This window comes from Vicinamibacterales bacterium, assembly GCA_036496585.1.
GTDB lineage: Bacteria > Acidobacteriota > Vicinamibacteria > Vicinamibacterales > 2-12-FULL-66-21 > JAICSD01.
This window is the reverse complement of the sequence record DASXLB010000042.1, coordinates 177724-191133: the sequence shown is the minus strand read 5'-3', so window position 1 is coordinate 191133 and position 13410 is coordinate 177724. Positions and strand designations below refer to the sequence as shown.

Annotated in this window: 8 protein-coding genes; 4 read left to right on the top strand and 4 right to left on the bottom strand. The window is 68.6% G+C overall.

Features of this window, described 5'->3' with window-relative positions:
* Positions 1–3: 3 nt before the first annotated feature.
* From treS to glgX, 3 genes are read right to left on the bottom strand one after another with little or no spacing between them, the layout of a single operon-like run.
* Positions 4–3279 (bottom strand): maltose alpha-D-glucosyltransferase, encoded by a 3276-nt coding sequence (gene treS, locus VGI12_14300; protein HEY2433842.1) that lies wholly within the window; start codon positions 3277–3279, stop codon positions 4–6.
* A complete protein-coding gene (locus VGI12_14295) occupies positions 3276–5096 on the bottom strand; it encodes an alpha-1,4-glucan--maltose-1-phosphate maltosyltransferase (protein ID HEY2433841.1) in 1821 nt (606 codons plus the stop codon). The genes treS and VGI12_14295 overlap by 4 nt, the downstream gene beginning before the upstream one ends.
* Positions 5097–5152: 56 nt before the next feature.
* Positions 5153–7333: a glycogen debranching protein GlgX gene (gene glgX / locus VGI12_14290; protein HEY2433840.1), complete on the bottom strand. Its 2181-nt coding sequence runs from the start codon at positions 7331–7333 to the stop codon at positions 5153–5155.
* An 88-nt stretch (positions 7334–7421) separates the two neighbouring features.
* Here glgX and VGI12_14285 point away from each other — a divergent pair, with 88 nt between their 5' ends.
* Positions 7422–7898 (top strand): DUF4112 domain-containing protein, encoded by a 477-nt coding sequence (locus tag VGI12_14285; protein ID HEY2433839.1) that lies wholly within the window; start codon positions 7422–7424, stop codon positions 7896–7898.
* A gap of 20 nt (positions 7899–7918) precedes the next feature.
* Here VGI12_14285 and VGI12_14280 read toward each other — a convergent pair whose 3' ends face one another.
* Positions 7919–9121 (bottom strand): AI-2E family transporter, encoded by a 1203-nt coding sequence (locus tag VGI12_14280; protein ID HEY2433838.1) that lies wholly within the window; start codon positions 9119–9121, stop codon positions 7919–7921.
* Between the two features lie 108 nt (positions 9122–9229).
* Between VGI12_14280 and queA the strand changes: the two genes are divergently transcribed.
* The 3 genes from queA (at position 9230) to VGI12_14265 (ending at position 13310) form a co-directional block, all read left to right on the top strand.
* Positions 9230–10318 (top strand): tRNA preQ1(34) S-adenosylmethionine ribosyltransferase-isomerase QueA, encoded by a 1089-nt coding sequence (queA, locus tag VGI12_14275; GenBank protein ID HEY2433837.1) that lies wholly within the window; start codon positions 9230–9232, stop codon positions 10316–10318.
* Positions 10319–10380: 62 nt separating this feature from the next.
* Positions 10381–10725 carry a PadR family transcriptional regulator gene (locus tag VGI12_14270; protein HEY2433836.1) on the top strand — a complete coding sequence of 115 codons (345 nt, stop codon included), beginning with the start codon at positions 10381–10383 and terminating at the stop codon, positions 10723–10725.
* A complete protein-coding gene (locus VGI12_14265) occupies positions 10725–13310 on the top strand; it encodes an ADOP family duplicated permease (GenBank protein HEY2433835.1) in 2586 nt (861 codons plus the stop codon). Before VGI12_14270 ends, VGI12_14265 begins: the two co-directional genes overlap by 1 nt.
* Positions 13311–13410: the final 100 nt, after the last annotated feature.

Here is a 13410-nt window from a genome sequence, read left to right as displayed (position 1 = left end):
ACGTCACGCCAGCTCCGTGAGGCCACGCAGCGGAATGCGCACCCAGTCAGGCCGGTTGTTGAGCTCGTAGTGCAGCTCGTAGAGTGCCTTGTCGATCAGGAAGAGGTTGAGCAGCGACGCGCGCTGCGCCGGGTCATCCGGGAGAAAGGGTGCGGCGCCGGCCGCCGCGAGATATCCCTTCAGGTATGCCGCGCCGACCCAGAGCTGCCACGCCCGCGCCCACCCATCGAGCCGCTCGACCTCGTCGGCGCGTCCGGCGGCGTAGGCAAAGAGCGCCGCATAGGCGGCATAGCTGAACGACCGCAGCATGCCCGCTACGTCCTTCATCGGCGAGTCCTTGCGCCGCCGCTCCTCGATCGCGCGCGCCGGCTCTCCCTCGAAGTCGATCACGTAGAAATCTCCCTCGGACCACAGCACCTGGCCCAGATGCAAGTCGCCGTGGATGCGGATCCGCGCCGTGCTCAGCCGCGTCGGCTGTCCGTCCTGCCCGTCGCGGAGCGCGTGCAGCGCCCGCTCGATTCGCCCGAAGACGGCCGGATCGAGCGGGCCGCGAAGCGTCTGCAGCCGCCCGATCGCCTGCGCGACGACGAGGGCGACGTCGTCGTGCGTGAAGGGTTCGGGCGCGAACGGCGGGCTCGACGTGTCGGAGGCGAGCGCGAGATGCAGCTCCGCCGTGCGCCTCCCGAGCAGCCGCGCGCCGTCGATGTAAATGCCGGTCAACTCGCACATCGATCCCGGCGTGTCCCGCGCCGCGAGGGCCAGCGGGCCCGTGGAGGGCGTCAGATCGGGCGCCGGCGGCGGCAGCGCGCGCACCTCGTCATAGAACCGGCGCAGCTCCGCCAACGCGTGATTCCAGCCGTCCGCCTGGCTGGCGACCAGCTCCCAGGTCCCAGCCAGATGCGTCGGCGGCTCGCCGGCCGGCTCGTACTCGATGAACGCGGTGACGCGCGGCGCGCGCCTGAACGATGTCCGCGTCGTCAGGAACTCGCCGACCTCGACGTCGGGGTTCGGGCCGGGCTCGATGCGGCGGAACAGCTTGGCGATCAACTTGTCGCCGAATGCCACCGAGGTGTTGCTCTGGTCGGCAGCGAGACGCCGCGGCGGCAGCGGCCCTTCGCCGCGCACGTCCGCGAACGCCGGCGTCCGTCTGATCCGCAGCACGCCCCGCTTGGTGCGGCCGGTTTCCTGGCGATCGAGGATGTCGAGCAGCGTGCGCAGCGTGTCGTCGTCGGCCGCGCCGTCGACGATGACTCCCTTGCGGGCGCCCGTGACGCGGGCCAGCGCCGCCTGTGGCGACGCGCTGAGCGCTGCCTCCGCGGCCGTGTCGTCGAGCACCGCGAGCGGCACGAAGTACTGTTCGCGGCCGCCGTCCTGATAGTCGGCCTGGACCAGCGCGATGAAGATCGGATGCGCGCCGCGCCGGAGCAGGCCCCAGTCGACGAAGCGGGCCGATCGCAGACCGCGCGCCTTGCCGCCGAACCAGCGCTGCCGCTGCAGGAACGGACCGAGCGATTCACGTTCGATGAGGGTGCGGACGTTTCCTTCGAGCAGCGTGTCCCAGGCGACGCCCATGAAGAACGCCGGCACCGCCGCGGCCGGCGCCGCGACGGTCTCGGCCACGCGCTGTACCGCGATCGGCGCGGCCGCCTGCTGCAGCCGGAACCAATAGAAACTGTAGGCCGGCAGTGTCAGAAAGTACGGCAGATCGCCGATGCGGGGGAATTCGGTCAGCCCGAGCATCTCGACTGGCGTCAGTCCCTTGAAGGCCGAGAGGTCCAGCTCCACCGGCTGCGTGGTGCGCGCCAGGCTGGCGATGCAGAGCACCTGCTCGTCCTCGTGGCGTCGCACGAAGGCCAGCACCTTGCGGTTGGCGGTCGGCAGGACCTGCAGCGAGCCGCGCCCGAACACCGTGTACTGCTTACGGAGCGCGATCAGCCGTTTCATCCAGTTGAGCAGCGAGAACGGCGAACTCTCCTGCGCCTCGACGTTGATGGCCTGATAGCCGTACACCGGATCCATGATCGGCGGCGCGAAGAGGCGCGCCGGATCGGTGCGCGAGAACCCGGCGTTGCGATCGCCCGTCCACTGCATCGGCGTCCGCACGCCGTTGCGGTCGCCGAGGTAGATGTTGTCTCCCATGCCGATCTCGTCGCCGTAGTAGATGACCGGCGTGCCGGGCAGGGAGAACAGCAGCGAGTTGAGCAGCTCGATGCGGCGGCGGCTGTTCTCGACGAGCGGCGCCAGCCGCCGGCGGATCCCGACGTTGATCCGCATCCGCGGATCGGCGGCATAGGCCTGGTACATGTAGTCGCGCTCCTCGTCGGTCACCATCTCGAGCGTCAGCTCGTCGTGGTTGCGGAGGAACAGGCCCCATTGGCAGTTGTCGGGAATGTCGGGCGTCTGGCGGAGGATCTCGGTGATCGGATGGCGGTCTTCCTGGCGGATCGCCATGAACATCCGCGGCATCAGCGGGAAGTGGAACGCCATGTGGCACTCGTCGCCGTCGCCGAAGTAGGGGCGCACGTCGGCCGGCCACTGGTTCGCTTCGGCAATCAGCATGCGATCCGGGTAGCGTTCGTCGAGCGCGCGGCGCAGCCGCCTGAGCACGTCGTGCGTCTCGTCGAGGTTCTCGCAGATCGTGCCTTCGCGCTCGATCAGATAGGGCACGGCGTCGAGGCGCAGCCCGTCCACGCCTCGATCCAGCCAGAACCGCATCGTGCTGACCACCGCGTCGAACACGCGTGGGTTGTCGAAGTTGAGATCCGGCTGGTGATGGAAGAAGCGATGCCAGTAGTAGGCCTTGGCGGTGTCGTCCCACGACCAGTTCGACGTTTCAGTGTCGGTGAAGATGATGCGGACGCCCTGGTACTTCTGGTTGGTCTCGCTCCACACGTAGAAGTCGCGCTCGGGCGAGCCGACCGGCGCGCGGCGCGCCGCCTGGAACCACGGGTGCTGGTCGGAGGTGTGGTTGATGACGAGCTCGGTGATCACCCGGATGCCGCGCGCGTGCGCTTCGTGGATGAGGCGGTCGAAGTCGGCGAGCGTGCCGTAGCTCGGGTGGATATTCTCGTAGTCGGCGATGTCGTAGCCGTCGTCGCGCAGCGGCGACGGGTAGAAGGGCAGCAGCCAGAGCGCGTTGATACCGAGCCCCTGGAGATAGTCGAGGCGACTGGTCAGGCCGGGGAAGTCGCCGATGCCGTCGTGGTTGCTGTCGGCGAAGGCGCGGACGTGCGCCTCGTAGAACACGGCGTCCTTGTACCAGAACCGATCGACGCTCATGATTCGAAGGCCAGCGCGATGACGTGCGCCACGCGGGCGGGCGGATCGAGGCGGACGTAGTTCCACTCGCCCTGCCACCGATAGGTTTCCCCCGAGAGCAGATCGTGTGCCTCGCACCAGGCGTCCGACGCGACGCGCCACTCGGCGAGCGGCAGGCGGACGTGGCCGTGCTGCATGTTGAACGGGTCGAGGTTGACGACCACGAGTACCGGGTCGGCGCCGTCGGGCGCCCGCTTGCTGTAGCAGACGATCTGCGGGTTGTCGGTCTCGTGGAAGCGCAGCCCGTGATCGAACTGCAGCGCCGCGTGGGCGCGGCGCACCCGGTTGAGGCAGGCGATCAACCCGGCGAGACTGTCGGCGGCGCTGAAATCGCGCACCTTGATCTGATATTTCTCGGAATCGAGGTATTCCTCGCTGCCCGTCCTGAGCGGCAGGTTCTCGCACAGCTCGAAGCCGCTGTAGAGACCGTAGCTGGCGCCGAGCGTGGCGGCGAGAACCAGGCGCGCGACGAATGCCGCGCGTCCGCCACTCTGCAGGTACTCGTGCAGGATGTCGGGCGTGTTCGCGAACAGGTTCGGGCGCAGGTACTCGCGAACCGGGGTCTGCGTCAGCTCGGTGAAATACGCCTCGATCTCCTGACGGGTATTGCGCCACGTGAAATACGTATACGACTGCGAGAAGCCGATCTTGGCAAGGTAGCGCATGATCGCCGGACGGGTGAACGCCTCCGAGAGGAAGATCACGTCCGGGTGTTCGCGGCGGATGGCGTCGAGGACCCAACGCCAGAACGGCAGCGGTTTGGTGTGGGGATTGTCGACCCGGAAGATCCTGACGCCGTGCGCGATCCAGAAGTCGATGATCGCCTTCAGCTCCTGCCACAGGGCCTGCCAGTCCGCCGACTCGAAGTCGAATGGATAGATGTCCTGATACTTCTTTGGCGGGTTCTCGGCGTACTTGATGGTGCCGTCAGGACGGTGCCGGAACCAGTCCGGGTGCTCACGGACGTAGGGATGATCCGGCGACGCCTGGAACGCGATGTCGAGCGCGATCTCGAGGTTGTGCCGGGCGGCGGCGGCGACGAACCGATCGAAGTCGTCGAGCGTGCCGAGCCCCGGCTCGACCGCGGTGTGCCCGCCCTCTGACGCGCCAATCGCCCACGGGCTCCCGGGATCGCCGGCCCCGGCGGCCAGCGCATTGTTCCGTCCCTTGCGGAAGCTGCGACCGATCGGATGGATCGGCGGTAGATAGAGGACGTCGAATCCCATCGCCGCGATATCGGGGAGGCGCGCCGCCGCCTCGTCGAACGTGGCGCTGCGCGACGGGTCGGTCCCGGCCGAACGAGGGAACATCTCGTACCAGGCGCCGAATCGGGCGCGCTCGCGGTCGACCGCGACCCTCAGCACACGCCCAAAGCGGCTGGCCTGCTGACGGTCGGCGCCGGTCGAGGCGATCGCCAACTCCTCGCGGTCGACGAGGGCGTCCTGGCCGGCGGCCTCCTTCTTCGCGATCGAGGCGCGGAGCGTCTCCACGCGATCGATCCAGCCCTCGACGGTGTATTCGTAGTCGGCGAACTCGGCGCAGGCGAATGCGGCGCGCCATCGGTCGTTGCCGAGGGACGTCATCGGCGTCTCGCTCCAGTCGGACGCGCCGCATCGGCGCCAGAGCAGCGCCGCGGCGATCAGATCGTGCCCGTCGGCGAACACGTCCGCCTCGACCACGACCGCCTCGCCGACCGTCCGTTTGGCGGGGAACCGCCCTTCGTCCACGTCGGGAGTGACCCGCTCGATGATGATCCGGCGCTGCAGTAGCGCGTTCAACTCAGTTGTGTGTGAGCGTTTCGATGTCGGCACCGTCGCCACAGCCCGTTCAAATATCAGACCACTCCCTGCGGCCCCCAGTCACCAACGCGACGAACATCGTCGCGCCGATTGTTGAGCTTGAGCGCCGCCATCGCGCGGCCCGGCAGATCGTAGCGGTCGCCGCCGCGCAGCCGCCTCGGCGGCTGCCACGGATCCGCGGTATCGAACAGCGTGTCCCAGCGTTCGATCGGCGCCGCGGCCGGCAGCGCGAACGACACGGGCTCTTCGGCCGCATTGAGCAGCAGCAGCAGCGTGTCACCCCGAATCAGCCGCCCGCGTTCGTCCACTTCCTGAATCGCGTCGCCGTTGAGACGGACGCCGAGCGTGCGCACGTCCGGCGACGCCCACATGGCGTCGGTCATCTCGGCGCCGCCCGGATCGAGCCAGGCGATGTCCTGGACCTCGGCGCCCCGAATCCGGCGCCCCTGGAAGAACTTGCGCCGCCGCAGCACCGCGTGCTCCTTCCAGACGCCGATGATCTGCCGCGTGAACTGCAGCAGCTCGCGGCGTTCGGGGGTCAGCGTCCAGTCGGTCCAGCTGATGGGGTTGTCCTGGCAGTAGGCGTTGTTGTTGCCGCGCTGCGTGCGGCCCAGCTCGTCGCCGCCGCTGATCATCGGCACGCCGATCGAGCAGAGCAGCGTCGCCATGAAATTGCGCCGCTGCCGCGCCCGCAATTCGAGGAGGCGCCTGTCGTCGGTCTCGCCTTCGAGCCCGTGGTTCGCCGACAGGTTGTGGTTCTCGCCGTCGGCGTTGGACTCGCCGTTGGCCTCGTTGTGCTTCTGTTCGTAGCTGACGAGATCCGCCAGGGTGAAGCCGTCGTGGGCGGTGATGAAGTTGATGCTGGCGTAGGGGCGGCGGCCGCTCTGCTCGTAGAGGTCGCTGCTGCCGGCCAGCCGGGTTGCCAGCTCGGAGACGGCGCTGCGTTCGCCGCGCCAGAAGCGGCGCACGGCGTCGCGGTACTTGCCGTTCCACTCGGTCCACTTCGTGGGAAAGTTGCCGACTTGGTATCCCCCTTCGCCGAGATCCCACGGTTCGGCGATCAGCGTCACCTGCGACAGGATCGGATCCTGGTGGATGATGTCGAAGAAGGCGCCGAGTTTGTCGACCGCATGCAGCTCGCGGGCGAGCGCGCTCGCCAGATCGAAGCGGAAACCGTCGACGTGCATTTCCGTGACCCAGTAGCGCAGGCTGTCCATGATCAGCTGCAGCACGCGCGGGCTGCGCATGTTCAGGGTATTGCCGGTGCCGGTGAAGTCCTCGTAGTAGCGCGACGCGTGCGGCGCGAGCCGGTAGTAGGTCGCGTTGTCGATCCCGCGCAGCGACAGCGTCGGCCCGGTGTGGCTCCCTTCCGCCGTGTGGTTGTAGACGACGTCGAGGATCACCTCGAGGCCGGCGGCGTGCAGCGCCCGCACCATCATCTTGAATTCGCGCACCGCTTCGAGCGGTGACGCCGAGACGGCGTAGCGGGCGTCCGGCGCAAAGTACGAAAGGGTGTTGTAGCCCCAGTAGTTCGACAGCCCGCCCTTGACCAGATGCCACTCGTCGAGGTGGTGGTGGACCGGCATCAGCTCGACCGCGGTGACGCCGAGCGAGACGAGGTGCTCGATGGCCGGCTCGGAGGCAAGCCCGAGGTAGGTGCCGCGCAGCTCCTCGGGCACTCCCGGGTGCAGCTTGGTAAAGCCCTTGACGTGCAGCTCGTAGATCAACGTGTCGTGCCACAGGGTGCGCAGCGGTCGATCAGCGCCCCAGGTGAACGAGGCATCGACGACCGCCGCGAGCGGCGCGAACGGCGCACTGTCGCGTTCGTCGAAGGAATCGTCGGCGTGGCCGGCACGGAAACCGAACAGCGACTCGTCCCAGCGCACCGTGCGTCCGATCACCCGCGCGTACGGATCCATCAGGATCTTGTTGGGGTTGAAGCGGTGGCCGCGGTCGGGATCGTACGGGCCGTGCACGCGGTAACCGTACAACTGACCCGGGCGCACGTCTGGGAGATAGCCGTGCCACACCATGTCGGTCTGCTCGGTCAGCGGAATCGTCACCGACTCGGATTCCGCCGCCGGCGAGTCGAACAGACACAACTCGACCCGCGTCGCGTGCTCGCTGAAGAGCGCGAAGTTTACGCCAACACCGTCCCACGTAGCTCCCAGTGGATAGGGCGATCCCGGCCAGACGCGCAGCGCACGGTTGGGCACAGCCTGCACACTCTATCAGCGGGACGGGTGAGGCGCGAGGCGCGGCTGGCGGGACGCGAGGGTCCGCAGGTTGCGTACCATGGGACTGATGTCCGTTGATCGCGACCAGCGGTCGCTCGAGCTGCTGCGCCGGTGGGCGCGGCTGTTCGACGCCGCGTTTCGAATCCCCGGCACCGAGTTCCGGTTCGGTCTCGATCCGCTGATCGGATTGTTTCCGGGCATCGGCGACCTGACGACGCCGCTGCTGACGATGTTCATCCTCTGGCACGCCGCCAGGCTGCGAGTACCGAAGGTCGTGCTGGCCCGCATGGTCCTGAACGCGTTGATCGACGCCGGCGTCGGCGCGATCCCCATCCTCGGCGACGCCTTCGACTTCGCCTGGCGCGCCAACGAATGGAATATGGCGCTGCTCGAGCGTCATGCGATGCCCGGCCGGTCCGCGAGATCAGCCGACTACCTGTTCGTGAGTCTGTGCGGGCTCGTCGTGATCCTGGCGGCGCTGCTGCCGATTGCCGTGCTCGTGCTCCTCTATCACTGGATTCATGTCGCGCTCGCGCCGCGCTAGTCCGCGCACCCCGCGCCGCGCTACTCGCCGAGCAGCTCTCCAATCGGCTGCAGCTCCTCGATGTGATCGCAGATCGCCTTGATCATCATCAGCATCGGTACGGCCAGCACCGTCCCCCAGACGCCCCAGACCCAGCTCCAGAACAGCAGGCCGGTGAAGATGGCGGCGGAGTTGATGCGCGCGGCGCGGCTCATCAGCGCCGGTGTCAGCAGGAAGCCCTCGAGGCTGGTGATGAGGAACGCGACACCGCAGATGGTCAGAGTCTTCGGAACGCTGTCGAACTGCAGGAACGCCACCAGCCCGAGTCCGCCGGTCACGATCACCGGGCCGAGGTAGGGAATCGAGTTAAAGATCCCGGCGAGCAGGCCCCAGACGATGTACTGATCGAGCCCGAGCCACCACAGCGAGATCGAGGTGGCGACGGCGACCACCACGCTGGTGAGCACCTGCACCTTCATGAAGCTCTCGATCTGCCGGTTGATCTCGTCGAGGATCTGGACCGTCAGCTTCTTCTGCGAGAACGTCGGCCCGGCAATCTTCACCAGCTTGCGCTTGTAGAGATCGCCCGTCACCAGGAAGAAATAGACGAGGAACAGCACCAGCACGAACTGTCCGGCGAAGTTGAGCACCGTCATGCCGCCCGCCCACAGGTAGCTCGTCAGGCTGAACGGCTGCTGGACGATGGAGACCGGCGTCGCGCCACTGGTGTCGGGGCTCGGTGTGTCCGGCGTGGCGGCCGCGGCCGTCTTGTCGACCTCCTGAGCGGCGCGCGTCATCTTCTCGACGACGCCCCCCTGGCCGTTGTGATGCTGCTCGAACCTGTCGCGCAGGCGGCGCGCTGCCGCGGGCACCCGGTCGACGATCTGGACGACCTCACCGGTAAGCGTGTAGGTGCCGACGCCCATCACCCCGAGCAGCAGAAGCAGCACGATTCCGGCGCCCACTGCCGGCGCGACCCCGTGCTTCTGCAGCGATTTCACCGCGGGCGTCAGCGAATAGCTGATCAGGATCGCGATCACGATCGGGATGAAGACGGAGCTGGCGTACTGCAGCAGCAGGATCACCGCGATCACCGCGAGCACCGCCAGCGGCAGGTTGCGGATGCCGACCGGCGCGTCGATGACCACCGGCGCGGGCTCGCCCGGGGCGCCTTCGGTGGGGGGAAGCGGATCCGTCGCCGGTTCGATGCCGCGCGTGCCGGTCGGGTGCGGTGTGTCGGCCACTACAATCTGAGCCGTGCTGCAACTTTGCTGCCGAGGTCGAGGTAGGGGCTGAGGTTGAGCTGGAGGCGCGCGAGGGCGATTGGCGAGGGAAACCGCTGGGAGTGACGGATGAAGGTCGATGAATTCGATTTCGATCTGCCGGTCGAGCTGATCGCGCAGGACCCGCCGGAGCGCGGGGAATCGCGGCTGCTGGTGCTCGATCGCGCCTCTGGCAAGCTCAGCCATGCTGGCATCCGGGAACTGCCTCGCCGCCTCCGCGCCGGCGATCTGTTGGTAGCCAACGACACACGCGTATTCCCCGCCCGACTGCTCGGGCACCGGGTTCCGTCGGGTGGCGCGGTCGAGTGTCTGTTGTTGCGGCGGGACGTCTCGGTCGGCGCGGCGCCCTCATCGCCGGGCGTTCCCCGCCCGTCGGACAGCGAAGACTGGCACGCTCTGATGCACCCTGGCCAGAAGTTGAAGCCGGGCGCCTGCGTCCTCTTCGAGGGCGGCGAGGCGCGGCTGCACGGCGAGGTGCTCGCGCGGCTTTTTGCCGGACGCCGCCGTGTCCGGCTCACGGCCGAGCACGGAACGGTCGCAGACGCGATCGACGCGATGGGACACGTGCCGCTGCCGCCGTACATCGACCGTCCCGATACGCCGGCCGATCGGGACCGCTACCAGACCGTGTTCGCCTCGTCACGCGGCTCGATCGCCGCGCCGACGGCAGGGCTCCATTTCGACGCCGCGCTGCTCGGCGCGCTCGACGCGGCCGGGGTCGAGCGGACCACGATCACGCTGCACGTCGGCTATGGGACGTTCAAGCCGGTGCGGGTCGCCGACGTCGAAGCACACGTCGTCGATTCCGAGCCGTACTGGATTTCCGAACCGGCGGCGGCGGCCGTCAACGCCGCGCTCGATTCGGGCCGCCGCGTCGTCGCCGTCGGCACCACGACGACCCGGGCGCTCGAGCACGCGGCGCGCGAGGGCTCGGGTCGCCTGCGGGCAGGGCCGGCCGAAGCAGATCTATTCATCTACCCGGGGTTCGATTTCAGGGTGGTCGGCGGCCTGTTGACGAACTTCCACCTGCCGAAGTCGTCGCTGCTGATGCTGGTCGCGGCGCTGGCCGGGCAGGCGCGCGTGCTCGAGGCATATCGCGACGCGGTCGCACGGCGGTATCACTTCTACAGCTACGGCGACGCGATGCTGATCCAGTGAGGCCCATAGCTTGCGCTTCTACACGTGTGGGGCGTATAGTCCGACGTGTAGGAGGACGAGGTATGCACGAGGCGAGACCTGACCTGCCGCAGGGCACGCTCGATCTGTTGATCCTGCAGATCGTCGCGCTCGGGCCGATTCACGGCTACGCCGTCGCGCGGCGCATCCAGCAGATCTCGCGCGACGTCCTGGAGGTGCCGCAGGGATCGCTCTACCCGGCGCTGCATCGTCTCGAGAACAGACAGCTGCTGGCTGCCGCGTGGAAGACGTCCGAGACCGGACGTGAGGCCAAGTTCTACCGGCTGACGGCCGCCGGCCGTGCCGCGCTCGAGGCCGAGACGGCGAGCTGGAAGCTGATCGCGGACGCGGTCCGCCGTGTCCTCCGTGCCGGCGAAGGAGGGGCGTAATGCGGTGGTGGGGACGCCTGCTGCGGCGCGGCCGGATCGAGCGGGAGCTGGATGCCGAACTGCGCTACGACTTCGATCGCCGGGTCGACGACTTCGTCGCCGGGGGGATGACCGCCGGCGAGGCGCGCCGGGCTGCCCGCCTCGAGTTCGGCGGCCTCGAACAGGTCAAGGAGATGTGTCGCGACGCGCGCGGAACCCGCTGGGCGTCGGACGCGGCCGCAGACGCGCGTTACGCGGTGCGCGTTCTACGGAAGGACCGTGGCTACGCGATCGTCGCCGTCGCGGCGCTCGGACTCGCGATCGCCGTCAACAACACACAGTTCGCTATCGTGGACGGCTACTGCATCCGCGGCCTGCCGATCGCCGCCGCCGACCGCGTGGCGTTCGTCGCGTCACTCGATCGGGTGCGCGGCCCAGGCGGGATGTCGTACGCGGACTATCTCGACCTGCGCCTTCGAGCCACGGCCTTCGCGCAGACGGGAGCGTTCGCGATCGCGCCGTCGGCGCTCGCCGATGCCGGCGGCGCCGCCGACGGCGTGACAGCGGCCTACATCTCGGTCGAGGGTCTCTCGACGCTCGGACGTGAGCCGGCGCTCGGTCGGGCGTTTACTCATCGCGACGGACAGTCAGGCGCGCCGCTGGCCGTGCTGCTGTCGCAGCGCGTGTGGAGATCGCGCTACGACGCGGACCCGGCCGTGCTCGGGCGCGTCGTGCGCGTCGACGGCATGGCCGGCGAGGTCGTCGGCGTCATGCCAGATGGGTTCAGCTTCCCCGGACACGCCGACATCTGGGTGCCGCTCTCCCGCATGCCGGGCGTGGAGACCGCCCGTCGCGACGGGCCGTCCCTCGGTGTCTTCGGGCGCCTGCGCGACGGCACCACGATGGCCGCCGCGCGATCGGAGCTTGCCGCGATTGCCGGCCGCCTCGAGACCGAGCATCCCGCCAGCAATGCCGGCGTCGGCCTGTCCGTCGAACCGATCAACGCGCATTTCAACGGACGGCTCACCGATCCGGCGTGGTTGGCCTTCACGATTGTCGGCTTGCTCGTGGTCGTGATCGGCTGCGCGAACGTCGCCAGCCTGCTGCTGATGCGATCGGCCGTGCGCAGCCGCGAGCTCGCGATGCGCACCGCGCTCGGGGCCACGCGCTGGCGGATCGTGCGGATTCTGCTCGTCGAGACTGCGACTCTCGCGGTGCTCGGCAGCCTCCTCGGCCTGGCGCTGTCGGCAATCGCCCTCCGCCTGTTCGAACTCGCGGTCCCCGCGGCGGCGATTCCGTACGGCGGGCTCAGCGTCAACGGTCACGTCCTTGGCGTCCTCGCCATCGTGACGTGCGCCACCGTGTTGCTGTGCGGCGTCGCTCCGGCGCTGAGCGCGGTGCGCACCGACGTCGCCGGCGCGCTGAAGAGCGGCGGTCTCGGCGCGACGCACGGCGCGAAACTGCGGCGATGGACGACGGGGCTCCTGACGGTCGAGTTCGCCATGTCGGTGATCCTGGTGTCGGCGGTCGGCCTGTCGCTCGACATGTTCCGGCGCGCGCAGGATTCCGTGGCCCGCATCGACTCCGACCATCTTCTGACGCTACGGTTCGCCGCGCCGTCACGCTACGCGACGCCGGCGCTCCGGAGCGATCTGTGTGATCGGCTCGGCGATCGCCTGGCCGCGATTCCCGGCGTGGCGTCCGTGTCGTTCACGAACGCGCTGGCCCTCGCTGGGCCTCCGGTTGCAATCGTCGCGGAACGTGCGGTTGCCGAGCCGAAGGCCGTGCCCTCATTGTCGATTGACCACGCATACTTCCAGGCGGTCGGTCTCGCGGTCACGAGCGGCCGGCCGCCCGCCACGCACGCGCGGGACGAGGTGGTCGTCAACGCGAGGCTGGCCCGTCTCCTCTTTCCCGACGGATCGGCACTCGGACGGACGATCCGGCTCGCGCCCGCGGTGAAGGGGACGTCCGCTTCGATGACGATCGTCGGCATCGCGCCCGACCTCCGGCGGGTTCCCGGCGCCGAGCCGGATCCGATCGTCTATCTACCGTTCGCGGCGTCGCAGCCGTCTCGAGCCGCAATCCTGATTCGGACAGCCGGCGCGCCTGCCGCACTTGCGCCGCTCGTGCGCGAGGCGGTCCGAGCGGTCGACGCCGACCTGCCGATCGTCGCGCTGCAGACCGCCGAACAGGCTGAACGGGACGCCAGCTGGAACCGTCGGATGTCGGCGACCATCATCACGACGATCGCGTGCATCGCGCTGCTGCTCGCGGCGGTCGGCCTGTTTGCGGTGACCGGCTACGGCGTCGCGCAGCGAACGCGCGAGATCGGCATCCGCATGGCGCTCGGGGCGGGAGCGGGGGCGCTCTCCTGGCTCGTGCTGCGCGGGGTGCTGGTGCAGGTCCTGCTCGGGCTCGGCGCGGGACTCGTTCTGAACGTCCTTTGGGAGCGACGGTTCGGCGGACCCGGCCACGGCGGCGTCGATCCGTTGAACGTGGCTGCGATTCTCGCCGTATTCGCGGTCGTGGCTCTCCTCGCGTCCGCCGCGCCGATCGCCCGCGCCATGCGCGTCGATCCGCTGTTGGCGTTGCGCGGCGACTGACACCGTCGCGAAGCCTTTGTCCAAGATCCAGGCTTGGCGTTGGACGTCGGCTTCGGAGAGGCGTCAGGCTGGTGACTGCACGTGCCGGACGGCCGGCGAT

Coding starts and splice junctions, on each gene's coding strand:
- treS (HEY2433842.1), bottom strand. CDS start 3,279: ATGAGCGTCGATCGGTTCTGGTACAAGGACGCCGTGTTCTACGAGGCG.
- VGI12_14285 (HEY2433839.1), top strand. CDS start 7,422: ATGTCCGTTGATCGCGACCAGCGGTCGCTCGAGCTGCTGCGCCGGTGG.
- queA (HEY2433837.1), top strand. CDS start 9,230: ATGAAGGTCGATGAATTCGATTTCGATCTGCCGGTCGAGCTGATCGCG.
- VGI12_14270 (HEY2433836.1), top strand. CDS start 10,381: ATGCACGAGGCGAGACCTGACCTGCCGCAGGGCACGCTCGATCTGTTG.
- VGI12_14265 (HEY2433835.1), top strand. CDS start 10,725: ATGCGGTGGTGGGGACGCCTGCTGCGGCGCGGCCGGATCGAGCGGGAG.